Genomic DNA, 24,310 nt, shown 5'->3' on the forward strand with positions numbered 1-24,310 from the left:
AGAAGCAGCTCCGGGACCAGCCAGGGCGGCCGGGCCGGCCCCAGTCGGCCGCGCAGCCGTCTGTGCCGGATCCACCGGCGAATCCAACGGCCGTCTTCGCCACGCGACGACGAGCCCAGCAGGACACGCGCGCGGCGATTCGTCCGCGCTCTCTGCCGCAACCCTCGCTGGCCGAGCCAGAGGCCTGCCACGGCGCCACCGAGCGCCGCGAGCACCGGCAGCAGTTCAGCCGCGGTCACCCCAACCCCCGACACCCCAACCCCGGTCATCGGTTCCTCCTGACCGCCGACTGAAGCAACCACCAGGCCGCCCCCGCCACCGAGCAGAGCAACAGCACACAGGCCAGGTCGACCTGGCGAGCCGTCATCACAGCCTCCTCGGCAGTTCGACGCCACGGGCCTCGCAGCGCTGCCGCAGCCCGTCCCACCCGGGCCCCGACCGGCAGCTGCCGTCGGCCCCGAAGGACACTGCGGGGATGGTCCTGGCCAGCCCCTGACCGTCGCTGGCGAGGATGTGCAGGGCAGAGACCCGCCGCCGGCCTGTCGCCGCGTCACGGACCAGGTGGACGATGACGTCCAGGGCTGCGCGCACCTGACTGTGCAGCGACGGGCGGTCCAGGCCGGCCAACGAGCCGAGCGCCTCCAACCGGACCGGAACGTCATCGGCGGAGTTCGCGTGGAGCGTGCCGCAGCCTCCCTCGTGTCCGGTGTTCAGTGCGGCGAGCAGGTCCACCACCTCCGCGCCGCGCACCTCCCCGACGACCACGCGGTCGGGACGCATCCGCAGGGCCTGCCTCACCAGGTCCCGCAGGGTGAGCTCGCCCAACCCCTCCTGGTTCGGCGGACGGCCCTGCAGCCGGACCACATGCGGGTGATCGGGCCTGAGCTCGGAGGAGTCCTCGGCCAGGACGATCCGCTCACAGGGGGCGACCAGCCCGAGGAGGGCTGCGAGCAGCGTGGTCTTGCCGGTACCGGTCCCGCCGCTGACGAGCATGGAGAGCCTGGCTCGTACGACGTGGGTGAGCAGTTGCGCACCGGCCGGCGGCAACGAGCCCCGATCCACCAACTCGTCCAGGCTGAAGGGCTGGGGACGGCTGGTACGGAGCGAGATGTGAGTGCAGCCGGTGGCGATCGGCGGGATCACGGCGTGCAGCCTCGTGCCGTCCGGCATTCTGGCGTCGACCCACGGCCGGGCATCGTCAAGTCGTCTGCCGGCCGCCGAGGCGAGTCGGTGAGCAAGCCGCCGGACGGACTCGGCGTCCGGGAAGCGGACGTTGGGCGCGCGTTCCAGGCCCGCTCCACGGTCGACCCACACCTCGTCGGGCGCGTTCACCAGCACGTCCGTCACCTCGGGCTGCGAAAGCAGCGGATCGAGTGGTCCCGCGCCGACCATTTCGGCGCGCAACACCCGGACTGCGTCGAGGACATCGCCACCACCGAGCGGTGGCCGCGCCGAGCGGAGGGCTGCGGCCACCGAGCCGGCCGTCGGCGGGGATCCGGTCTCGGCGAGTCGGAGCCGCACGGCATCGACCAGTGCGGCCGCCCGGTCCGCCTGCTGCCCGGGGTCACCGCCGTGGGCGGCGCGCGGCACGCCGGGCCCGATCACGACCGGGCCTGCGCCGGGCCAGGGCGGCCCCGGATCCCGCCGGGCGCCCGACGGAGCCTGCGACGGCCGCGGACTCGGGCCGGGACGGGCAGCGCCCGACTCCAGGAGCTGAGGCGTCGGGTCGAGGGGGGCAGTCACCGTCTGCTCTGCGGCCTGCCCCGCCGCGCCTCCATCGACGCCCGCGTCCACGTCCGCCCCGCCCCCGCCCGTGGCACCTCTGTCGGGCCGGTGAGCGGCGTCCGGGCTGTGCGGACGGACCCGCCCTCGGTGCTCGGCAAGGCGCCCTCCGGTCACGACAGCACCCCGCTCGCGGACGCTCGTGCTCCGGCCTCGGTTGCTCTTGCGCAGACCCGGCCTGCGAAGGCGATCGGTCACAGTACACCTCCTCCGGCTGCCGCCACCGGCGGCATGGCTTCATCCAGGAAACTGCTGCAGAAGCGGGCCAGCGGCCCGCGCTTACGGATACCGGGTGGTGCGCCCCGCTCCACATCGACCGACAGCCCCGGCTCCTGGGGGAGTTCGCCGGCCAGCCGCAGGCCGAGGCCCCTGGCGATCTCGGAACCGGCCAGACCCGCGGGCCCGGGGACCCTGGCCACCGCCCGAAGGTCGGACAGCCGCATCCGCGCCGCAGCGGCCACCCGGTCCGCCGCCGCCATCGCGCGCAGTTCGGCAGGGACGACGAGTAGGCCTGTGTCGGTCTGCTCGAGTGCCTGACCGGCGGCGGCGTCGAAGTGGCGCGGTAGATCGATGACGACCAGGCCGCCGCGTCTGCGGGCCGCCGCGAGGACGCTGCGCATCGCTTCCGGTGGGATGGTGAGCAGATCGCTCCGGTCCCAGGAGAGCGCCGTCAACCGGTGAAGTGCCGGGAGTGCGCCTGCCAGTTCGGCCCCGCTGACCCGTCCGCGAGACCCCGCGAGATCGGGCCATCGGAGTCCTTCGACGTGCTCCGCCCCGAGCATGACGTCCAGGCCTCCGCCGAGCGGATCGGCATCGATCAGCATGGTCCGGCGGCCGGTGCGGGCCGCGGTGATGGCCAGTGCGCAGGCAAGGGTGGACGCCCCGGCGCCGCCGCGACCACCGAGTACGGCCACGGTCAGAGCCGGCGGCCCGACGCCCTCGGCCGCGTCGGCGATCCGGTCGAGCAGCCAGGTCTGCGCATCCGGCAGGAACAGGACGTGTTCGGCGCCGAGTTGGACGGCCCGGATCCAGACCTCGCCGTCGTCCAGGTCCAGCCCCAGCAGCAGGACGCCGGCCCGGCGGCTGAGGCCCGCGCAGTGCTCGGCGAGGTCGTCTCCGACCAGCACCAGCGGTGCGCTCTCCCAGACCTGGCGGGGCGGTGGGGCGCCGGCCAGCAGCTGCGGCTCCGTGCCGGCCGCGGCGCAGATGCGGACCAGGTGCTCGGCGAGCGCCTCGTCCGCGGTGACGATGAGCGGCCCGCTCGGGGTCGGTCGGTCGGCGACGGGTTGATCGGTGATGGGTGACGACATGGAGGTCTCCCCCGCTGAGGTGTCGGGTTCCGGAGGCCGCAGACGCGATTCCGGAACCGGCCGGTAGGACATCGGCCGCTCTCCCTCGACGGGATCTCCGGCCTCTGTCCGAGCACCAAGGTGCGGGGTGGAACGGATTCCGTCAGCCCCCTTCCTAATCCCTGTGGACAAGTAGGGGCTGTGGATAACTTCGTTCACCCGACCGGGGGGTATTGGTGTGCGGAATTGACGCGTGAAGCGACTCGAAGATCGTTCGCGCTCGCCGAACGAGCGCGCAATGAGACATCGATTCCGATCACTCACCGTGACAGTTCAGCCGCACTCGGCCGGACAGCAAGAAGGCCCGCCGACATCGGCAGGCCTGGACGCACACCCCCTGCAACGTCCACAACCGGCCCGGCAAACGGCCCAGGACGTGCGACGACCCCCGCCGGGGGGGAGAGCGGGGGTCGTCTATCCACGGTCCGACTCGGGGGGGAGGAGCCGGACCGGGTTAGCACGGTCGCGAACGATCCGTGACTTCAATGGTGTACCCGAGCGGCCAGAAACACAAACCCGCACGCCTACGAGTACGCCGAATGGCGGGGTGCTCAGGCGGGCCCTCTATCCTCGGTTCCCGTGGACACCACCGAGAACGCCGACATCGCCGACCAGGGCGGGAACACCCCGTCGGGCCCCGCGAACCGTTCCTCATCGGAAAGCACGGAGCCCTCCGCCTCCCCGCGGCGGCCATACCGTGCGCCGCGTACCGCGGCTTTCTTCGATCTCGACAAGACGATCATCGCCAAGTCGAGCGCTCTGGCCTTCAGCCGCCCGTTCTACCAGGGCGGGTTGATCAATCGCCGCGCCGTCCTGAAGAGCGCCTACGCACAGTTCGTCTTCCTCCTGGGCGGCGCCGACCATGACCAGATGGAGAAGCTTCGCGCCTATCTGTCGGCGATGACGAAGGGCTGGAACGTCCAGCAGGTCCGCGAGATCGTCGCGGAGACCCTGCACGACCTGATCGATCCGATCATCTACGACGAGGCCGCCTCACTGATCGAGCAGCATCACGCGGCTGGCCGCGATGTGGTGATCGTCAGCAGTTCGGGCGCCGAGGTGGTGGAGCCGATCGGCGCCCTGCTCGGGGCCGACCATGTGATCGCGACCCGCCTGAAGATCGAGGACGGGCGGTACACCGGAGAGATCGAGTACTACGCCTACGCCGAGAACAAGGCCGTCTCGATCCGGGAGCTTGCCGAGTCCGAGGGGTACGACCTCCCCAACTGCTATGCGTACAGCGACTCGTCGACCGACCTGCCGATGCTGGAGACGGTCGGCCACCCGTTCGCGGTCAACCCGGACCGTGCGCTGCGCAAGGAGGCGGTCTCCCGCGAGTGGCCCGTCCTGGTCTTCAGCCGCCCGGTCGAGCTCCATCGACGGTTGCCCGAATTCCACACGCCCAGCCGGTCGGTGGTCGCGACGGTGGCTGTCGGAACGGCTCTGCTCACTGCGGGACTGCTGTGGTACGCGGCGCGCAGGCGCAGGCCGGAGGCGTAGACGGCGCCGCACGCGGGGCGACGCGAACCCTCCCGACTCCCTACTCGACCCACCTAAACGGACAAAAAGTAAAAGCTTCCCGTTTCGGGTTCCGCTTTCACCCAAAGCGCGATACAAAGGACTTAACGGCCCGCGAGACCCGGTCAGGACCCTACGGGGTCGCTCCGACAACGCAATTCAGGCCCACGGACCGAGTACGGATAACTGAGCACCCACATGCAGCCGACCCGCTGTCGGGCCGCCGCACCAGGTGAACGGGCAGGATCCCCGCCTGATGGGCACTTTCCGGTGCATGCTTGGTAACCCGGTATCCGTACCAGCGGCGGCACCCGGTCCGATCAGGTGCCGCCGCAACTCTGTCTGCGGCTCAGACCATGCCGCGCTGCATCGCTTCGCAGACCGCCGTACTCTCCCGCACGCCCAGCCTCAACGCCGCGCCGCAGTGCGCGATCCAGCGCGCCATCCCATCCGGTGTCCCACCCAGGTAGCCCAGCAGCGCCTGCCGGTACGCCGCCGTACCCAGCTCCGCGAAGCCGACCTCGGCCGGGCAGATCGCCTTGGGGTCGAGCCCTTCGGCGATGAGGACGATGCGCTGCGCAGCGCGCGCGATCACGCCGTTGTGCTCGCCGAACGGCCGAAGCGCCAGCAGCTCGCCGTGCACGACGGCGGCCACCACCAGCGCCGGGGTGCCGCCGGCGGCGCCTTCCGCACGCGCGGCCAGGAGCTGGGAGAGCTGGTCGAGCCGCGCCGCGCTCTCCTCGGCCGAGGGGGCCGGCGGTAGCTCCACCACCTCGGCGCCGCCCGCCACCGGTGCCCCCACGCCCTCGACGGCGTCCAGCTCCGCCGGGAAGGCGTTCGCTGCGGGCTCACCCGGCCTGCGCGGGCGACCGGCCGACGGGTCCGCGTCGCCGACGGCCAACAGGTGCAGCCTGGCCAGCACCTGCAGCGGAGAGTGCCGCCAGGTGCTGAGCAGTTGCCCCGCCTCGGCCGAGATCCGCAGCGCGCCGCCGACCGTCCGGGCCTGGGCGTCGGCGCTGAAGTCGGTCCGGCGCCGGACCTCCTCCAGCGGCCAGTCGGCGCCGTCGAGCGCGGCCGAGGCCCGGGCGCCGCGGAGTGCGGCCTCCGAGGTCACCTCCGACGCCCGGCGGCGCATCACCCGGTGCCCGTAAAGACGGTCCACAGCCTTGCGCACCTCGGCCACGGCCTCGGGCACCCCGGGAAGATCGGCCAGCGGGGCGAGGGGATCAGTTCCAGTGCTCACCTACCCGAGAGTAATCACTCCTGGGGAGAGTCCCCCACAGCAACCCCGCTATCACCCGTTCGAGGCAATCCGTCGTTCCCGTATGTATCGCACACCAAACCCCGGTTAGCATAGCCACTATCGGTGACGATAACGATTTCCAACAGTCTTCCAGTCCGCGGCCGACGGTCGCGACACACTGGAGTAGGAGCCGGAGTCTCAGATGAAGATCGCCTTCGTCGGCAAGGGTGGCAGCGGGAAGACCACGCTGTCCGGACTGTTCATCCGCCACCTGGCCGCAGCGGGATGTCCGGTCATCGCCGTCGACGCCGACATCAACCAACACCTCGGCCCAGCACTCGGATTGACCGATGATCAGGCGAATTCGGTGCCCTCGCTCGGCGCCCACCTGTCGCTGATCAAGGAGTACCTGCGCGGCACCAACCCGCTGATCGGCTCGGCCGACGAAATGATCAAAACCACGCCGCCCGGCCGGGGTTCACGCCTCCTGCGGATCGTCGACGAGAATCCGGTGTACGAGGCATGCGCGCGCCCGATCGCGCTCGACGAGGGCTCGGTCCGGCTACTGGCGACGGGCGCGTTCACCGAGGAGGACCTCGGCGTCGCCTGCTACCACTCCAAGGTCGGCGCGGTCGAGCTCCTGCTCAACCATCTGGTCGACGGCCGGGACGAGTACGTGGTGACCGACATGACCGCCGGCTCCGACTCGTTCGCCTCCGGCCTGTTCACCCGCTTCGACCTGACCTTCCTGGTCGCCGAGCCGACCCGCAAGGGCATCTCGGTCTACCGCCAGTACAAGGAGTACGCCCAGGACTTCGGAGTCCGGCTGCGGGTGGTCGGCAACAAGGTCCAGAGCCCCGAGGACCTGGCCTTCCTGCGCCGCGAGGTCGGCGGCGACCTGCTCAGCTCCTTCGGCCAGTCCGACTGGGTCCGCCGGTTGGAGCGCGGCGACGCGCCGGCACTGCGGACCCTGGAGCCGGCCAACCGCGAGGTGTTGGAGCTGCTCAGGAGCGAGGCCGAGGCCGCGTTCGATCAGCGCGACGCGGAGCGGTACACCGCCCAGGCCGTCCACTTCCACCTCCGCAACGCGGAGAGTTGGGGCAACGCAAAGGTCGGCATCGACCTCGCAGTGCAGATCGACAAGGGCTTCGTGCCGGCCACCCCCAGCCCCGCCACCGCGCACGCCTGACGACGCGACCGCACCCACTCCGGCCGCCCCCGCAGCCGGCAGCACCAGGTCCGGCGACGCCCCCGCGACGGGGTGTCGCCGGACTTTTGCGTTCCCACAGTTCCCGATCGGTTCGCGCACCACTCATAGGAGTGAAAGCCGGAGCCCGACCTTCCGTTCAGTTGTACGCTGTGCAAAGGTTTCATTACTCTCAGTTTACCGACTCTTGATGGTCGCGGGCTGCCCACGGAGACCTACCGCTGCGCCCAAGCCATCCCGCCGTACCGTCGCGACCCACGACAGCCACTCCGACCTCAAGCCACATCGCCGGACCTGACTGCGTTCGTTCCCCGGACAGACGGGAAGACCATGACCCTCGATATTTCCAGCGCCCCCACTCCCTCGGACACCACCGACCACGCCCCGCCCGCGGGGCCGGGCCACCCGCCGACGGGCAACGTCCGACGACTGCTGCTGCGGGACGTGCCCGCCTCCCTCGCGGTCTTCCTGATCGCCGTCCCCTTCTCGCTCGGCATCGCGCTGGCCACCGGCGCCCCACTCACCGCAGGCCTGGTGTCCGCCGCGGTCGGCGGGCTGGTCGTCGGCCTCTTCGGCGGCACACCTCTTCAGGTCAGCGGCCCCTCGGCCGCGCTCACCGTGGTCACCGCCGGCCTGCTCGCCCGGTACGGGTGGCAGGTCGCCTGCGCTGTGACCGTTGCGGCCGGCGTGCTCCAACTCCTCCTCGGCACCCTCCGGGTGGCCCGCGCCGCGCTCGCCGTGTCCCCCGCCATCGTGCACGGCATGCTCGCCGGAGTCGGGCTGACCATCGCGCTGACCCAGCTGCACGTCGTCCTCGGCGGCTCGCCACAGAGTTCCGCCCTCGCCAACATGGTCGCGCTGCCGGGGCAGTTGGCCGGCCCGCACCTGCCCGCCCTCGCCGTCGGAGCGGTCGCCGTCGCCGTCCTCTTCGGCTGGCCGCGGCTCAGCCGGCTCCCCGGCCGGCCCGGCAGAATCGGCGCCCGGCTCGCCAAGGTCCCGGCGGCCCTGGTCGCCGTCGCGGCCGCCACCACGCTCTCCGTCCTGGCCGGCCTACGGCTCGCCCGGGTCGAGCTGCCCGAGTGGGACCACCACGCCCTCGCCTCGCTCCCGTCCGGGACGGTGCTCGCGGAGCACTGGCCCGAACTGCTGGCCGCGGTCCTGACGGTCACCGCGGTGGCCGGCGTCGAGTCGCTGCTCTCCGCCGTGGCGGTGGACCGCATGTCGCACGGCACCGGTGACCTCGACCGGGAGCTGCGCGGGCAGGGCGCCGCAAACCTGGTGTCGGGGCTGCTCGGCGGCCTGCCGGTGGCCGGAGGCGCGGTGCGCAGCACCGCCAACGTCCAGGCCGGCGCGGCCACTCGGATGTCCTCGGTGCTGCACGGCTGCTGGGTCCTGCTGGCCGCCCTGGTCCTGACCAGCGGGCTGCGACGGATCCCGCTGGCGGCCCTGGCCGCGCTGGTCCTGGTGGTGGGGGTGCAGATGGTCAGCTTCGCGCACATCCGCAGGATCCACCGGCACCGGGAGTTCCCGGTCTACCTGGCCACCGTGCTCGGCGTCGTGCTGCTCGGGGTGCCGCTCGGGGTCGCCCTCGGCGGCTCGGTGGCCGTACTGCTCGCGCTGTACCGGCTCACCCGGGCGCACGTCGATGTGGTGACCGAACCGGACGGGTCGTACACCGTTCACACGCACGGGCCGTTGACGTTCGCGGCGGTCCCCAAGTTGAGCCGCGCGCTGACTCGCATTCCCGCCGGCACGGCGGTCACGGTCTGCCATGACGGCTCCTTCCTGGACCACGCCGCCTACGAGGCCGTGCACGCCTGGCGGGCCGGCCACCTGTCGGCCGGCGGCCGGGTGTCGATGCTGACCGAGCGCCCGGACGACGGAGTCCTCGACCCGGACGGCACCGTCCGCTCCGGCAGCTCCCCCGGCCCGCACCGCTGCCGGGCCTGGACGCCGTGGGTCGGTCACCACTGCATCGAGCAGGGCGCGGATGATCCGCACGGCCGACTGCTCGACGGGGTGCGCGGGTTTCAGCAGCACACCGCCCCTCTGGTGCGCGAGGAGCTGGCCCGGCTCGCACGCGACGGTCAGACTCCGTCCCAGCTGTTCCTGACCTGCGCCGACTCCCGCATGGTCACCAGCATGATCACCAACAGTGGTCCCGGCGATCTCTTCACCGTCCGCAATGTCGGCAACCTGGTGCCCGCACCGCACGAGCCCGGCGCCGCGGACGACTCGGTGGCCGCCGCGGTGCAGTACGCCGTGGAGGTCCTGGAGGTCGGCAGCATCACCGTCTGCGGGCACTCGGGGTGCGGGGCGATGAAGGCCCTGCTCGACGGACTGCACGAGCAGCCCGGTCCGCCCACTGCGTTGGCCCGCTGGCTGCGCAACGGCCGCGGCTCGCTTGCCCGACTGCGCAGGGTGCCCGCCGAGTTCGAGGACCGTCCGGTGGCCGACACGGTGGAGCAACTCTGCATCACCAATGTGGTGCAGCAGTTGGACCAGTTGCTGGCCAATCCGGCGGTCGAGCTCAGAGTCGCTGCCGGGACACTGCGACTGGTCGGCATGTACTTCGACTTCGCGACGGCCCAGGCATACGTCCTGGACCGAGCCAGCGGCCGCTTCGCACCGGTGTCGGCGGAACGCACACCGCAACGCACCGACCGCGACGACCGCAGAGGCACGGAAGGCTCGGACGGCAGGGAGGAACAGCAGCTGGCCGCGTAGGCCGCAGCCTCCCCGGACAGAACCCGGACAGAACCCGGACAGAACCCGGCCGGGAACGGGCAGGGCCGGTAAGACCCGGGATCGGCCCGCTCCGGCCGAACCTGGAGACCCGGCCGGGCTGGTTGGCCCGGCCGGGACCCGAGGAGCAGGGTCAGGACGTCCGACCCAGCAGGCGGTTGGCCAGATCGGCCGGTGTCACGTAGCCGGGCCAGCGGCCGTCCGCGAACAGCCGGACTCCCGCGTCCTGGTAGCACTGGTCGACCAGTTGGGAGCAGATCATGTGCTTGGTCGACGCCACATAGCCCTTGAGCAGCGGGCCGACCGGTAGGTGGAATCGGTGTGCGGCCAGCGCCGCGAAGTCCGCGAAGCTGTACGGCACGCCGAGGTAGCCGTGAGCGGCGGCGACGATCGCCCGGCGCTGTTCGCCGCTCAGCGGGACGAGTCCGGTGGACCACAGGATCGGGCGGTCCTGGTAGGCGGTGAGGGGCAGCAGCTCGGCGCCGCCGGGCTGTGCCTCGACCAGTCGGCCGCCGTCGACGAGGACGAAGGCGTGCTCGTAGTCGGCGAATCCGTCGCCGTTGAGCCACTGGCCGATCCGGATCATTCGGCCGACTCCGCCGTCCATACGGACCACCGCGAAGTCGCCGGGAAGGGGTGGGTGTGCAGGTGTTCCGGGCATGGCTCGACCCCCGAAGGAAGGAAGGGGTGCGCTGACATGCGAGCCGCGCCCACGACGGCGGGCCCGCTCCGCTCCACGAAGGTCCTGACCACCTCTGGAGGTACTGTCTGGAGTACCCGCTGGGAGGGGCGTCAATGCCACCGGCAGACGGTCCGTCAGATCGGATGTCGGGGCGACAGGGGTGCCTGCCGGCAGCCTGGGCCCCGGGCGGTCGGGGCCTGCCGGCGCCGGATCGGCTCGGAACGTGGCCACATTCCGAGCGAGAGGTCTACACCAATTTTCGGGAGCCTCTTGTCAACACGCCCGTTCGCCTGGTGAGCTGTGTGCTGGGACACCAGGGACAATCCCTCCGCACGGGAACACCCTGGAAGTAGAGAACTCGATGAGGAGTGCGCGTTGAGCAACGAGAGTCTGGCCAACCTGCTCAAGGAGGACCGCCGTTTCGCGCCGCCGGCGGAGCTCGCCGCGGCCGCGAACGTGACCGCCGCCGCGTACGCGCAGGCCTCCGAGGACCGGCTCGGGTTCTGGGCCGAGCAGGCCCGCCGCCTGCACTGGGCGGTCGAACCGACCGAGACCCTGGACTGGTCGAACCCGCCGTTCGCCAAGTGGTTCGCCGACGGCAAACTCAACGTCGCCTACAACTGCGTCGACCGGCACGTCGAGGCCGGCCACGGCGACCGGGTCGCCATCCACTTCGAGGGCGAACCCGGCGACTCCCGCACCCTGACCTACGCCCAGCTCAAGGACGAGGTCTCCCGGGCCGCCAACGCCCTGCTCGAACTCGGCGTCACCAAGGGCGACCGCGTCGCCGTCTACCTCCCGATGATCCCCGAGGCCGTCGTCGCGATGCTCGCCTGCGCCCGCGTCGGCGCCGCGCACTCCGTCGTCTTCGGCGGCTTCTCCGCCGACGCGGTCGCCTCCCGCATCCAGGACGCCGACGCGAAGCTGGTCATCACCGCCGACGGCGGCTTCCGCCGCGGCAAGGCCACCGCCCTCAAGCCCGCCATCGACGAGGCCCTCGCCAAGTGCCCCCAGGTCGAACACGTCCTGGTCGTCCGCCGCACCGGCCAGGACACCACCCTCACCGAGGGCCGCGACGTGTGGTGGCACGACATCTGCGACCGCCAGTCCAGCACCCACACCCCCGAAGCCCACGACGCCGAACACCCGCTGTTCATCCTCTACACCTCCGGCACCACCGGAAAGCCCAAGGGCATCCTGCACACCTCCGGCGGCTACCTCACCCAGGCCGCCTACACCCACCACGCCGTCTTCGACCTCAAGCCCGAGTCGGACGTCTACTGGTGCACCGCCGACATCGGCTGGGTCACCGGCCACTCCTACATCGTCTACGGCCCGCTCGCCAACGGCGCCACCCAGGTCATCTACGAAGGCACCCCCGACACCCCCCACCAGGGCCGCTTCTGGGAGATCGTCCAGAAGTACGGCGTCACCATCCTCTACACCGCCCCCACCGCGATCCGCACCTTCATGAAGTGGGGCGACGACATCCCCGCCAAGTTCGACCTCAGCTCCCTGCGCGTGCTCGGATCCGTGGGCGAACCGATCAACCCCGAGGCGTGGATCTGGTACCGCGAGCACATCGGCGCGGGCACCGCCCCCATCGTCGACACCTGGTGGCAGACCGAGACCGGCGCCATGATGATCAGCCCGCTGCCCGGCGTCACCCACACCAAGCCCGGCTCCGCCCAACGCGCCCTGCCCGGCATCGCCGCCACCGTCGTCGACGACGAGGCCAACGAGGTCCCCGACGGCTCCGGCGGCTACCTCGTCCTCACCGAGCCCTGGCCCTCCATGCTCCGCACCATCTGGGGCGACGACCAGCGCTACCTCGACACCTACTGGTCCCGTTTCCCCGGCCGCTATTTCGCCGGCGACGGCGCCAAGAAGGACGACGACGGCGACATCTGGCTGCTCGGCCGCGTCGACGACGTCATGCTCGTCTCCGGCCACAACATCTCCACCACCGAGGTCGAATCCGCCCTCGTCGGCCACCCCGCCGTCGCCGAAGCCGCCGTCGTCGGCGCCGCCGACCCCACCACCGGCCAGGCCATCGTCGCCTTCGTCATCCTCCGCGGCACCGCCACCGACAGCGACGACCTCACCGCCGACCTGCGCAACCACGTCGGCCGCACCCTCGGCCCCATCGCCAAACCCAAGCAGATCAAGGTCGTCAGCGAGCTGCCGAAGACCCGCTCCGGCAAGATCATGCGACGACTCCTGCGGGACATCGCCGAGGGCCGTGAGGTGGGCGACACCACCACGCTGGCCGACTCCTCGGTGATGAACCTGATCCAGGCGCAGCTGCCCACGGCCGGCGGCGAGGACTGATCCGGGCCAGCTGCCAGGGCCGGGCCGGTTCCATGGTGGTGGCCCCGCTGTGCACGCGCACAGCGGGGCCACCGCGCTTCCGCCGGCTCACCGGTTCGACCGGTCACCCGTTCGCCCAGCCAGGTGTTCGCCCGGCCGGCGGTTCGGCCGGTCAGTGGCCGGCCGGATCACCCGAGCCGGGCCTTCTCGTGCGCCAGTCCGAGCAGTGACCGGGAGGCCGCCTGGGTGAACTTCCTCCGCGAGGACGGCCGAGTGTTCGCCATCGCCGCCAGACCGACCTGGGCCTCCCGGTCGAACCGCGCGAAGGCGGAGAATCCCGGGTCGAGCCCGCGTGACAGACCAGCGCGCCCTCGTCCAACTGCCGCTGGTTCCAGGTCAGGCAGATCCGCACGCCGGAGTTCCGACACGCCACCCGGGGCAGCGAGACATCCCGCAGCGCCGCCCGGAGGCCCGTCGCCGCGCCGGTCCGCGCCGGGATGGGGACGGCGTCCAATGCCAGGTGGGCCTGCAGGTACCGCAGCACGTCGTCCGCCGTGGAACGCAGCGCGGAGGCGCCCGGGAGGGCCGGGCGTTCGCGCATCCGGTCGAACCCGTTCGGATGAAACGCTGCTCCGCACCCGAATGGTCCGATCCGCCCGGCGACTCCGTCCGGGCTCGGCCCGAGCCCGGCCCGAGCGCGAGCCGAGCCCGGACGGAGCCCCTACGGAGCCCGGACGGAGCGCCGCCGCATGCACCGACGACCGCCATGAAGTATGAAGAAACGGATATCGCTGGACCAGCCCCGTAGAATGTCAAAAACACATCAAGATCCCTAGAGGCGCGCCGGGAAGTCTGGTCGGCACTGCACCACCGGTGTATCCATCTGCCGCCCCGCCCTCAGGAGGTCCCCCGTCGTGGCCACGCCGCCGCCACCCCCGGCCAAGCGCCGCCAGTTCCTCGGACTGCTCCCGCTGCCCGAGCGCCGGTTCATCACCGACGCGCTCCGCACCGAGACCGTCGGCGGCATCCTGCTCCTGATCGCCGCCGTCGTGGCCCTCGTCTGGGCGAACGTCTGGCCGCACGCCTACGAGACGGTGAGCCACTACACCATCGGCCCCTCCAGTCCGCTGCACCTGGATCTGACCCTGGAGGCCTGGGCCAACGACGGTCTGCTGACCATCTTCTTCTTCGTCGCCGGCATCGAGCTCAAGCGCGAGTTCGTCGCCGGAGAGCTCCGCAGCCCCCGCGCCGCGATGCTGCCGGTGGTCGCGGCGGTGGCCGGGGTGGTGCTGCCCGCGGTCGTGTACACCGTGGTCAACAGCGGCTCCGGCGGGCACACCGAGGGCTGGGCCATTCCCACCGCCACCGACATCGCCTTCGCGCTCGGCGTGCTGGCCGTGGTGGGCAGTCACCTGCCGTCGGCGCTGCGGGCCTTCCTGCTGACCCTGGCGGTGGTCGACGACCTGATCGCCATCCTGATCATCGCGGTCTTCTACAGCTCGGGCATCAAGTTCTGGGCGCTCGGCCTCTCGCTGGCCGGGCTGGTGCTGTTCTGGTTGCTGCACCGGCGCGGGGTGCACGGCTGGTACCTGTTCGTCCCGCTGGCGCTGGTGATCTGGGCGCTGATGCACGAGAGCGGCGTCCACGCGACGGTCGCGGGTGTGGCGATGGGCCTGCTGCTGCGCTGCCACACCGAGGGCGACGAGCAGCACTCCCCCGGCGAACACATCGAGCACCTGGTACGACCGGTCTCGGCGGGCTTCGCCGTACCGGTGTTCGCGCTGTTCGCGGCCGGCGTCGTGATCTCAGGCCACGCGCTGCGCGAGGTCTTCACCCAGGCCCTACCGCTCGGGATCGTGCTGGGGCTGCTGCTGGGCAAGACCGTCGGCATCTTCGGCGGCACCTGGCTTGCCGCCCGGTTCACCCGGGCCGAGCTCAATCCGCAGCTGAAGTGGGCCGACCTGTTCGCGGTGGCGACCCTGGCCGGGATCGGGTTCACCGTCTCCCTGCTGATCAGTGAGCTGGCCTTCGCCGACGAACCGGTGCTGACGGACCGGGCCAAGTCCGCCGTCCTGGTCGGTTCGCTGCTGTGCGCGGTGGTCGCCACCGTGCTGCTGAAGCTGCGCAACCGGCACTACCGGCAGCTGTGGGACGAGGAGAACCTGGACTCCGACGGTGACGGGATCCCCGACATCTACCAGCAGACCGGCTGACCGGCTGACCGGCTGACCACAAGGTGCGGCCGCCCGCGAAGCTGACGCCGGCTCACCCGGCGCGGGCCGAGCCTGGGCCAAGCGGGGTTCCCATCCCTCCGAGGGCGGCCCCGGAGTGGTGCCTGACTGACCGGTAGAGGCATGATGCTGAGCTGTCGATCGAGTGATGAGCCGCGCGAGCAAGGAGAACCGCTGATGGCCGCAGGAGCCGCAGACCCAGGCAACGGCCGGGCCCCCTACGAGGGCGAGCGTTCGGTCGGGCAGCTGTTCGCCGCGGCCACCGCCGACCTGTCCGCATTGGTGCACGACGAGATCGCCCTCGCCAAGGCGGAGATCCGGGCGGACGTCAAGCGCGGCGTCTCCGGTGGCGTCTCGCTCACCGTGGCCGGCGTGGTGGCCCTCGCCGCCATCCCGATGCTGAGCTTCGCCGCGGCGTACGGGCTGCAGGCGCTGGGGCTGACGCTGGGCTGGTCGTTCCTGATCGTCGGCGGCGCCTACCTGCTGATCGCGGCGGTGCTCGGCCTGCTGGCCCAGCGCTCGTTCAAGAAGATCGAGAAGCCGCGCCGCACCATCGAGGGCGCCCAGGCGACCGCGGACGTGCTCAAGAACGCCCGGCCGAGGCCTGCCACCAAGGAGGAGATCGACCGGGCGCTGGGCCGCATCCCGTAGCCGCGCCCTGCCCCTGCCCCCACCCGGCGGGCTGCGGCGGGTTCCGGCGGGCCGCGGCGGCCGGGCACCGGTTCGTGGGCTACGCGAGTGCCGGGGACGTGTCCGCAGCACGGGTATGACAGGCTCTCGGTATGCCGCTGGACCAGAAGCCCGTTCCTACGCCGCCCGCCACGCCCCGGCCCGCCGAGACCGACTGGAGCGTCCGCTCGGCCGGTCCATGGGTCCACCGCGACCTGGCCGCCAACGGGGCACGGTTCCACATCGCCGAGGTCGGCGAGGGCCCGCTGGTCCTGCTGGTGCACGGCTGGCCGCAGTACTGGTGGGCCTGGCGGCACCAGCTGACCGCGCTGGCCGAGGCCGGGTACCGCGCGGTGGCGCTCGATCTGCGGGGCATGGGCGGCAGCGACCGGACCCCGCGCGGCTACGACCCGGGCAATCTGGCGCTGGACATCACCGGGGTGATCCGCTCGCTCGGTGAGCGCCGGGCCCATCTGGTCGGCCACGCCACCGGCGGCACGCTGGCCTGGGTGGCGGCCGTGATGCGGCCCTCGGTCATCCGGAGCCTGACGGTGGTCTCCGCGGCGCACCCCCGGCACCTGCGCCGGGCCCTGCTGACCGACCGCCGCCAGATCGCCGCCCTCGACCACGTCCTGGGCTTCCAGCGTCCGTGGATCCCGGAGCGGCAGCTGGTCGCGGACGACGGAGCCCTGGTCGCCGAGTACCTGAACGCCTGGACCGGCCCCTCCATGCTGGACCAGGAGGCGCTCACGGCCTACCGGAAGGCGATCCAGATCCCCAGCACCGCGCACTGCTCGATCGAGCCGTACCGGTGGCTGCTGCGGTCGATGGCCCGGCCCGACGGGATCCAGTTCGCCCGCCGGATGAAGAAGCCGATCACCGCACCCACCCTGCACGTGCAGGGCGCCGCCGACCCCGTGCTGCTGGCCCAGACCGCGCTGGGGGCCGGCGAGTACGTCGAGGCGCCGTACCGCTGGCGGCTGATGCCGGGCGTCGGGCACTTCCCGCACGAGGAGGCGCCGGAGGAGTTCACGGCGGAGCTCGTCAACTGGGTCGATCAGCACAAGGACTGACACCCGAACGGGTGAGTCTCGAAGCCTGACGCAGGCTCATATGACAATCGCACATGACAGATGCCCGGTCGGGACGGTTACTCCGCCCGGCCTACGGGCATCCATCCGGTATGACCTGGATGCCCGATCGTGAGCCCACCGCGCGCCGCCACCGGCCCGGCAGCGGCTCGCAGAGCCAGTCCGAGCGGTCCCACCTCCCCGAGCAGGAGCACGGGCCCCAGTGGCCGTACGAGGGCTCGGCGCGGCCACCGCGTGTGGGCGCGCGCCGGATGGGCATCCCACGCATCCTCGGACGGCGTGCCCGGTGGGTGGGCGCACGGCTGAGGCGCGAGGCCTGAGGCCCGACGGGCGGCACCCGAGCCGCCCCTGGGCCCGCCTTCACCTCGGGCCGACTGCGACCGGGCGGGCCGGGCCGGGCCGATGTCAGGTGAGCACGGTCGGCGACACCGCGGTGAACCAGAGCAGGACGAAGGTGGCGGCGGTCATCAGCGGGACCAGGACCTTGGTCTCCACGCCGTTGCCGCTGCGCTTGATCAGGACGACCTCGTAGCGCTCCTTGTGCGGCCACAGCAGCGGGGCGCCCTTCTTCGTGAGGCAGTCCCCGAGCAGGTGCGCGAGCGTCCCCAGTGCCACCGCGTACGGGAGCCAGCCCGGGGCGGTCGGCATCCAGTTGTTCAGGCCCGCCGTGCCGAGCGCCGCCATACCCATGACGGTGATCCACGCCGTGGGGCCGTCCCCGGGCGGGTGCAGCCGCAGGGCCCGGATGGCCAGGGCGAGCAGGAAGAAGGTCAGGCCGAGGGTGAAGTTCCGCCCCAGGTAGGTGATCCCGGCCCAGCTGCCCGCTCCCGTCAGCGCGACGAAGAGCAGCGAGTGGGTGGCGTGCCGGTGCCCGCCGGAGACCCAGGCCACCAGGCGGCAGAGCACCTTGGAGATCGGGCCGAGGAAGTTGGCGATGGTCCCGTCGTGGTGGTCCAGATCGGGCAGCAGCGCGGCGCCCGCGCACAGCACCGTGCCCATCAGGATGTCGGCCGGCCGCAGATGGGTGCCGAGCAGCAGCGGTGGCAGGAACGGCGCGGAGGCGGCGTACAGCATCGCGCCACTGATCGCGTGCGAGTGACCCATCATGACGTCTCGCTGACCTTCCGTCGGACCGGTCCGCCTCGCGTACCCCCGTTCCGTTTGAGCTGAACGGGTGAGCGCGGGCCGACGCTATCAGCAGGACCGGCCGATCCGTCGGAGGCCCGGGCCACGGCGACGCGGCTTCAGAGCGCGCAGCCCTCGGTGTCCACCCGTGCCGTCGCGGTGGCGCCCTGCACGGCGTCGTCGCGCACCTCGGCGGCGGTCAGCACGTAGCCCGTGTCCGCGCTGTCCAGCGACTTGGCGAAGACCACCCCGTACACCTCCCCCTCGGGGGTCAGCAGCGGACCGCCGCTGTTCCCCTGGCGGACCAGCGAGCGGACCGAGTACACGTCCCGGACCACCTGGCCGCGGTGGTAGATGTCCGGGCCGTTCGCCTGGATCCGGCCGCGGATCCGGGCGGGCTGGACGTTGAAGGCGCCGTTCTCGGGGAAGCCGGCCACGATCGCGCTGTCGTTGGTCCTGGCCTCGCCGGCGAAGTTGAGCGGCGGGGCGTTCAGCCGGGGGACGTCGAGCACCGCGATGTCCTTCTGCCAGTCGTAGCGGACCACCGTGGCGTCGTAGAGCTGGCCCGCCCCCCCGATCTGCACGGTCGGCTCCTCGACCCCGCCGACCACGTGGGCGTTGGTCATCACCCGGTGCGGGGCGAAGACGAAGCCGCTGCCCTCCAGGGTCTTGCCGCAGGCCGTGGCCGTGCCGACCACCTTGACCATGCTCTGGCGCGCCCGCTGGACGGCGGCACTGCCGGCCAGCGCCGGATCCGGCGCCTCGACCTCGGTGATCGGCTCGTGCTCGAAGGGGTTGAACACCTGGGGGAAGCCGCTGCGTGCCAGCTCCTTGCTGAAGTCGGAGAACCAGTTCGGCGCGTCCGCCGGGAGGACGTCCTGGACACCGCCCAGCACCGCGGAGGTGCGGACCTGTTTGGAGACGGTGGGCATCGAGGTCCCGGCCAGGGCCGATCCGATCAGCCAGGCCACCAGCAGCATCGAGATCACGTTGACCACCGAGCCGCCGATCGCGTCCACGGTTCTGGCCCGCCTGCGGCCGATGTGCCCGCGCAGCTTCCAGCCGAAGTGGGTGGTGACGGCCTGGCCGATGGCGGCCAGCACGATCACCACGATCACCGCGACCACCGAGGCGGTGGTGCCGGGTCCGATGTGCCGCAGCAGCAGCGGCAGCAGTTGCACCGCGATCAGGCCTCCGCCGAGGAAGCCGAGGACGGAGAGCACGCCGACCACGAAACCCTGCCGGTAGCCGGAGACGGCAAAGCCCACCGCGGCGGCGATCAGCAGCAGATCCAGGACGTTCACCCAGCTACCCTCCCATGTCCTCGGCGCGCGGCGGGCATACTCACGCCCGGTAGCTCGCTCGGCCCACCCGGCAGGCAGGGCGTGCACCGCACTGGGACCGTCTGAACAGAGAACCGTCACAACCCGACACCGCTCCGACACCGCAGGGACTCCGGGAGGCAGGCATGTGGGACGCCAGCAGCGCTGTGGAGGCCGAGTGGCTGCCCCCGCTCGACATCCCCGAGCCGGGCCCGCAGAACCGGTTCACCGTGTTCCTGCGCGCCCTGCTGGCGCTGCCCCAGATCATCGTGGTCTGGCTGCTGAGCATTGCCGCCTTCGTGGTCGTGGTGATCGGCTGGTTCGGCGCCCTGTTCCTCGGTCGGCTACCCGAATTCGCCGCCCGCTACCTGGCGCTGTACGTCGCGTACGACACACGGGTCGAGGCCTACCTGATGCTGCTCGTCGACCGCTACCCGCCGTTCGAGTTCGAGCCGGAGAAGTACCCGGTGCGGATCGAGGTCAGGCCCGGCCTGCTCAACCGGCTGGCGGTGTTCTTCCGGCTGGTGCTGATGATCCCCGCGGCCATCGTGCAGAACCTGCTGGTCACCGGGTGGTGGGTGGTGGCGTTCTTCAGCTGGCTGGTGGTCCTGGTCCTGGGGCGGATGCCGCGGCCCCTGTTCGAGGCGACGGCGGCCGTGCTGCGGTACCGGATGCGGTTCGAGGTGTACGCGCTGATGCTGACCGCGGCGTATCCAAAGCGGGTGTTCGGCGACCCGGAACCGCTCGCCGAGCCTCCGCTGCCGCCCGCCGGGGCGGCCTGGCCGGGCGCGGGGGCGGCCGAGGCGCCGTCCGGGCCGGCCTCCGAGGCAGCGGCCCCCGGTCCGGTGGCGGGGGCCGTGGGGGCGGGGGCCGCCGGGGCGGGTGCGCTGGGCGCGTCGGGCATCGCGAGGGCTTCGGCGACCAGGCCGCTGGTGGTCAGCGGGGCCGGGAAGGCGCTGCTGGTGCTGTTCATCGTGGCCGGCATCGCCTCCTCGATCACCAGTTCGGTCACCCGCAACTACGACTCCGACGACAACTACCACGCGACGATGCCGGTGGTCGGGGACCTGCCGGACGCGCCCGGCCCGATGACGGGCACCAGATAGCGGAATCCGTCATCCGCCATCCGTCGTCGCACAGACGGAGGCCACCCGCCCGACCCCCTCGTCAGCGCTCGCCGAACCCCCGCCCCGCCAGCCCGAGCGCCTCGTCCGAGAGCGCGATCATGCGCTCGGTGTCCCAGGGCCGTGCCAGGCCGCTGTAGTGCAGGACCCGGTCGATCACCCCGGCCGTGAAACCCCAGACCAGGCGCCCCGCCACATCGAAGACGGGCCCGGTGAAGCCGGACGGGTGCTTGAGCCTGGCCCGGTTGGCGGGATCGGTGAGGTCGGTCAGCGGCACCCGGAAGACCGCACCCGTCTCCGCCAGGTCGACCGGCGCGACCGGCGTCTCCCGGCGCCACCACCCGAGCACCGGCGTCACCACGAATCCGCTCACCGGGATGAAGAGTGCGGGCAAGGTCGCGAAGACCTGGACCCCCGACGGGTCGAGGCCGGTCTCCTCCGCCGCCTCCCGAAGCGCCGCCGCCACCGGCCCCGGACCGTCCGGATCCCCGTCCTCCGGGTCGAGCGCCCCGCCCGGGAAGGACGGCTGGCCGGCGTGCGAGCGCAGCGAACGGGCCCGCTCGATCAGCAGCAGGTCCGGGCCGAGCGGCCCCTGCCCGAAGAGCATCAGGACGGCGGAGGGCCGCCCGCCCTCCGCCGGCGGCAGAAAGCGGCTCAGCTGCTCCGGCCGCACCGTCTCGGCCGCCTCCCGTACCGGCAGCAGCCAGCCCGGCAGCCCGTCGCGTTCGATCGACACCGTCATGCCACCCCGTCCAGATCGCCGTCGTCGTCGCCGGACGGACCGGCCCCGCCACCCGCGCTCGGGGCGGGCTGCCCCGGATAGTCCGCCGGCGGCCGCAACCGCTGCCCGGGCTGCCCGCCCAGCTCGTACTTGAGCAGCTTGCGGGCCTTCTCCGGGTCGACCTCGCCCACCCCGTTCGACGGGCAGAGCGGCGCGATCGGACAGGCACCGCAGGCCGGTTTGCGGGAGTGGCAGACCCGGCGGCCGTGGAAGACCACCCGGTGCGAGAGCATCGTCCACTCGGACTTCGGGAAGATCTCGGCGACGACCGCCTCGACCTTCACCGGGTCCTCCTCGTCCGTCCAGCCGAAGCGCCGGGCAAGCCGGCCGAAGTGCGTGTCGACGGTGATCCCGGGGACCCCGAAGGCGTTGCCGAGCACGACGTTCGCGGTCTTGCGCCCGACCCCCGGCAGGGTGAGCAGGTCCTCCAACCGGCCCGGCACCTCGCCGTCGAAGCGGTCCCGGAGCGCGGCCGCCAGCCCGATCAGCGATCTGGCCTTGGCCCGGAAGAACCCCGTCGGCCGGATGATCTCTTCGAGTTCCTCCGGCACCGCCGCCGCCATGTCCTCGGGCGTCGGGTACTTCGCGAACAGCGCCGGCGTCGTCTGGTTCACCCGCAGGTCGGTCGTCTGGGCAGACAGCACCGTCGCCACCAGCAGTTCGAACGGCGACTCGAAGTCCAGCTCCGGGTGCGCGTACGGATACAGCTCCGCCAGCGCCCGGTTGATCTTCCGCGCCCGCCGCACCATCGCCAGATGCGACTCCGGCTTCTTCGGCTTCGCGACCCTCTGCACCGCGGGCGCAGCCTTCCGGACCTTGCTCTCTGCCATGCACGCAGGCTACGCCGAGCGGGCCGCCCTCCGTGGACGGTTCCACCGGTCGGGCCGAGCCGTTCGCCAAGCCGTTCGCCAAGCCGTTTCACCGCGCCGCTCGCCAAGCCGTGCACCCGCCGTGCACCCCGCCGTTCGCCGGGCCTTCCCGGACCGACGGGTGCCCACCTCGCGGGCTCCCGGAGGTCTCGCAGCGACCTCTCAGCGGCTCCTCGGAGGCCTGTTGAGGCCACGGACGGGTCCGCCCAGGTGCGACTACACCGCACGGATGGGTACAAATGGCCCCGTACGGTGTCCAGCAGGTCACCCCCTCCTCATATGATCGGAGTGACATGCGTCATCCTTGGTGGTGAGTAGCACTGCCCAGACACCAGCAGGAGGAAGCTCGTGGACGACGTTCTGCGGCGCGCCGCGCTCTTCGCGGCACTCGACGACGACCAGGCTGCCGAGCTGCGGGCTTCCATGACCGAGGTGACCCTCGCCCGCGGTGAGTCGCTGTTCCACGAAGGCGACCCGGGCGACCGGCTGTACGTCGTGGTCGAGGGCAAGGTGAAGCTGCACCGCGCGTCCCCCGACGGCCGCGAGAACATGCTCGCCGTGCTCGGCCCCAGCGAGATGATCGGCGAACTGTCGCTGTTCGACCCAGGTCCGCGGACCGCCACCGCCACCGCGCTGACCGAGGTGAAGCTGCTCGGCCTCGGCCACGGCGACCTCCTCCCGCTGCTGCACGCCCGCCCCGAGGTGTCGATCGCGCTGCTGCGCGCCATCGCCCGCCGGCTGCGCCGCACCAACGACGTGATGTCCGACCTGGTGTTCTCGGACGTCCCCGGCCGGGTGGCCAAGGCCCTGCTGGACCTCTCCCGCCGCTTCGGGGTGCCGTCCGACGAGGGCATCCACGTCGCGCACGACCTCACCCAGGAGGAGCTGGCCCAGCTGGTCGGCGCCTCGCGCGAGACGGTCAACAAGGCGCTCGCGGACTTCGCCGGCCGCGGCTGGCTGAAGCTGGAGGCCCGCGCGGTGGTCCTGATGGACGTCGAACGGCTGTCGCGCCGCTCGCGCTGACACCCCGCGCTGACGACGCGTGTACCGAGGGCCCGTGGGACAGCTCCCACGGGCCCTCGGGCGTTTCCCGGAGTCCACGACCCGGCAGGGCCACCGGCCTCAGATCAGACCGTGGTCCTCCAGGTAGCTGAGCTGGGCCCGCACCGAGAGCTCGGCGGCCGGCCACAGTGCCGGGTCCACGTCCGCGTACACCCGGGCGACCACCTCGGCGGGAGTCCGGCAGCCGGCCTCCACCGCCGTCTCGACCTGGGCCAGCCGGTTGGCACGGTGCGCCAGGTAGTAGTCGACGGCGCCCAGCGCGTCCGCGAGCACCGGCCCGTGCCCGGGCAGCACGGTGCGCACGCCCCGTTCGGCGGCCATGGTGTGCAGGCGGCGCAGCGAGTCCAGGTAGTCACCGAGCCGGCCGTCGGGGTGCGCGACCATTGTGGTGCCGCGGCCGAGGACGGTGTCGCCGGTCAGGATCGCGCCGTCGGCGGGCAGGTGGAAGGTCAGCGAGTCCGCGGTGTGGCCGGGCGTGCCGACCACCCGCAGCTCCAGACCGCCGACGTCGAGCACCTGGCCGTGGTGCAGCCCCTCGTCACCGAGCCGGTGCGCCGGGTCCAGGGCGAGCACCCGGCTGCCGGTGAGTTCGGCGAAGCGGGCGGCGCCCTCGGCGTGGTCGTGGTGGCCGTGCGTCAGCAGGGTCAACGTGATGCGTTTGCCCTGCTGCTCGGCCGCCTCGACCACGCGCCGCAGGTGCCCCTCGTCCAACGGACCCGGATCGACGACCGCGGCCCGGTCGGAACCGGGCTCGGACAGCAGCCAGGTGTTGGTGCCGTCCAGTGTCATCGGGGAGGGGTTGGGCGCCAGCACACACAGCGCCCGGGGGGTGGCCCCACCGCCGACCGTGGCGGCGGGGTCACCCGGGAGGAGACCGCTCACCGGCCGCCCTCGGTTCCGCGGTCCACGTCCGCGCTGCGGCGGACCAGGCTGCGGGCCGGCAGCGGCCGCGTCAGCGCACGCGGGGCGTACACGTCGTACGCGGCGGCGGCGCCGAACCGGTTTCGGGGCGTCAGGCTTCGGGCGGGCAGGGCGTGCGCCGTCCGGCGAGCCACGTCATTGTGGATCATCGGCCGAGTTTCCTTCCGTCTATGGTGACCCGGCCTCCGCCGAGCCCCTCTCCAACTCCCGGCGCCGCTACGCCGGGCCGCTTCGAACTCCGGCGCCGCGACGCCGGACGGTCCCATCGTCCCGGCGCCG

General features: G+C 71.9%; 19 protein-coding genes. 9 read left to right on the plus strand and 10 right to left on the minus strand.

Going from position 1 to position 24,310, the window contains the following annotated elements; genetic code table 11:
• Window positions 1-366 precede the first annotated feature (366 nt).
• Both OG871_RS18605 and ssd read right to left on the minus strand, forming a co-directional pair.
• Window positions 367-1,605, minus strand: coding sequence for a TadA family conjugal transfer-associated ATPase (locus OG871_RS18605; RefSeq protein WP_371497979.1), 1,239 nt, complete (start codon window positions 1,603-1,605; stop codon window positions 367-369).
• Window positions 1,606-1,976: 371 nt separating this feature from the next.
• The gene (gene ssd, locus OG871_RS18610) at window positions 1,977-3,092 is read right to left on the minus strand and encodes a septum site-determining protein Ssd (RefSeq protein WP_371497981.1); all 1,116 of its coding nucleotides are present in this window, start codon (window positions 3,090-3,092) and stop codon (window positions 1,977-1,979) included.
• Between the two features lie 618 nt (window positions 3,093-3,710).
• Here ssd and OG871_RS18615 point away from each other — a divergent pair.
• Window positions 3,711-4,631 carry an HAD family hydrolase gene (locus OG871_RS18615; protein WP_371497983.1) on the plus strand — a complete coding sequence of 307 codons (921 nt, stop codon included), beginning with the start codon at window positions 3,711-3,713 and terminating at the stop codon, window positions 4,629-4,631.
• 367 nt (window positions 4,632-4,998) lie between these two features.
• Here OG871_RS18615 and OG871_RS18620 read toward each other — a convergent pair whose 3' ends face one another.
• Window positions 4,999-5,892 carry an oxidoreductase gene (locus OG871_RS18620; RefSeq protein ID WP_371497985.1) on the minus strand — a complete coding sequence of 298 codons (894 nt, stop codon included), beginning with the start codon at window positions 5,890-5,892 and terminating at the stop codon, window positions 4,999-5,001.
• A 202-nt stretch (window positions 5,893-6,094) separates the two neighbouring features.
• Between OG871_RS18620 and OG871_RS18625 the strand changes: the two genes are divergently transcribed.
• Together OG871_RS18625 and OG871_RS18630 are read left to right on the plus strand one after the other, a co-directional pair.
• Entirely contained in the window at window positions 6,095-7,081 is a 987-nt protein-coding gene (locus OG871_RS18625) for an ATP-binding protein (protein ID WP_371497987.1), read from the plus strand.
• 348 nt (window positions 7,082-7,429) lie between these two features.
• Window positions 7,430-9,826, plus strand: coding sequence for a SulP family inorganic anion transporter (locus tag OG871_RS18630; protein WP_371497989.1), 2,397 nt, complete (start codon window positions 7,430-7,432; stop codon window positions 9,824-9,826).
• A gap of 151 nt (window positions 9,827-9,977) precedes the next feature.
• On the opposite strand, the gene OG871_RS18635 is transcribed toward OG871_RS18630, so the two are convergent.
• Window positions 9,978-10,430 (minus strand): hypothetical protein, encoded by a 453-nt coding sequence (locus tag OG871_RS18635; protein WP_371497991.1) that lies wholly within the window; start codon window positions 10,428-10,430, stop codon window positions 9,978-9,980.
• A 471-nt stretch (window positions 10,431-10,901) separates the two neighbouring features.
• On the opposite strand from OG871_RS18635, the gene acs reads away from it, so the two are divergent.
• The 4 genes from acs (at window position 10,902) to OG871_RS18655 (ending at window position 16,809) form a co-directional block, all read left to right on the plus strand.
• Window positions 10,902-12,857, plus strand: coding sequence for an acetate--CoA ligase (acs, locus tag OG871_RS18640; RefSeq protein ID WP_371497993.1), 1,956 nt, complete (start codon window positions 10,902-10,904; stop codon window positions 12,855-12,857).
• Between the two features lie 893 nt (window positions 12,858-13,750).
• Entirely contained in the window at window positions 13,751-15,049 is a 1,299-nt protein-coding gene (gene nhaA, locus OG871_RS18645) for a Na+/H+ antiporter NhaA (protein WP_371497995.1), read from the plus strand.
• A 195-nt stretch (window positions 15,050-15,244) separates the two neighbouring features.
• Window positions 15,245-15,718 carry a phage holin family protein gene (locus tag OG871_RS18650; RefSeq protein WP_371497997.1) on the plus strand — a complete coding sequence of 158 codons (474 nt, stop codon included), beginning with the start codon at window positions 15,245-15,247 and terminating at the stop codon, window positions 15,716-15,718.
• A 131-nt stretch (window positions 15,719-15,849) separates the two neighbouring features.
• On the plus strand, window positions 15,850-16,809 hold the full coding sequence (locus tag OG871_RS18655; RefSeq protein WP_371497999.1) for an alpha/beta fold hydrolase: 960 nt from the start codon (window positions 15,850-15,852) through the stop codon (window positions 16,807-16,809).
• Window positions 16,810-17,232: 423 nt separating this feature from the next.
• Here the strand turns inward: OG871_RS18655 and OG871_RS18660 are convergent, their stop codons facing one another.
• Entirely contained in the window at window positions 17,233-17,934 is a 702-nt protein-coding gene (locus OG871_RS18660; protein WP_371498001.1) for a metal-dependent hydrolase, read from the minus strand.
• 137 nt (window positions 17,935-18,071) lie between these two features.
• A complete protein-coding gene (locus OG871_RS18665; RefSeq protein WP_371498003.1) occupies window positions 18,072-19,256 on the minus strand; it encodes a MarP family serine protease in 1,185 nt (394 codons plus the stop codon).
• A 164-nt stretch (window positions 19,257-19,420) separates the two neighbouring features.
• Between OG871_RS18665 and OG871_RS18670 the strand changes: the two genes are divergently transcribed.
• Window positions 19,421-20,380 carry a DUF4389 domain-containing protein gene (locus OG871_RS18670; RefSeq protein ID WP_371498005.1) on the plus strand — a complete coding sequence of 320 codons (960 nt, stop codon included), beginning with the start codon at window positions 19,421-19,423 and terminating at the stop codon, window positions 20,378-20,380.
• 61 nt (window positions 20,381-20,441) lie between these two features.
• On the opposite strand, the gene OG871_RS18675 is transcribed toward OG871_RS18670, so the two are convergent.
• Together OG871_RS18675 and nth are read right to left on the minus strand one after the other, a co-directional pair.
• Window positions 20,442-21,140 (minus strand): CoA pyrophosphatase, encoded by a 699-nt coding sequence (locus OG871_RS18675; RefSeq protein ID WP_371498007.1) that lies wholly within the window; start codon window positions 21,138-21,140, stop codon window positions 20,442-20,444.
• A complete protein-coding gene (nth, locus tag OG871_RS18680; RefSeq protein WP_371498009.1) occupies window positions 21,137-22,009 on the minus strand; it encodes an endonuclease III in 873 nt (290 codons plus the stop codon). Before nth ends, OG871_RS18675 begins: the two co-directional genes overlap by 4 nt.
• Before the next feature lie 387 nt (window positions 22,010-22,396).
• Between nth and OG871_RS18685 the strand changes: the two genes are divergently transcribed.
• Window positions 22,397-23,071: a Crp/Fnr family transcriptional regulator gene (locus OG871_RS18685; RefSeq protein ID WP_033818547.1), complete on the plus strand. Its 675-nt coding sequence runs from the start codon at window positions 22,397-22,399 to the stop codon at window positions 23,069-23,071.
• Between the two features lie 99 nt (window positions 23,072-23,170).
• Here OG871_RS18685 and OG871_RS18690 read toward each other — a convergent pair whose 3' ends face one another.
• Together OG871_RS18690 and OG871_RS18695 are read right to left on the minus strand one after the other, a co-directional pair.
• On the minus strand, window positions 23,171-23,992 hold the full coding sequence (locus OG871_RS18690) for an MBL fold metallo-hydrolase (protein WP_371498011.1): 822 nt from the start codon (window positions 23,990-23,992) through the stop codon (window positions 23,171-23,173).
• Complete coding sequence (locus OG871_RS18695; RefSeq protein ID WP_371498013.1) at window positions 23,989-24,180, minus strand: hypothetical protein; 192 nt, start codon at window positions 24,178-24,180, stop codon at window positions 23,989-23,991. Before OG871_RS18695 ends, OG871_RS18690 begins: the two co-directional genes overlap by 4 nt.
• Between the last annotated feature and the right edge of the window lie 130 nt (window positions 24,181-24,310).

This window comes from Kitasatospora sp. NBC_00374 (assembly GCF_041434935.1).
Lineage (GTDB): Bacteria > Actinomycetota > Actinomycetes > Streptomycetales > Streptomycetaceae > Kitasatospora.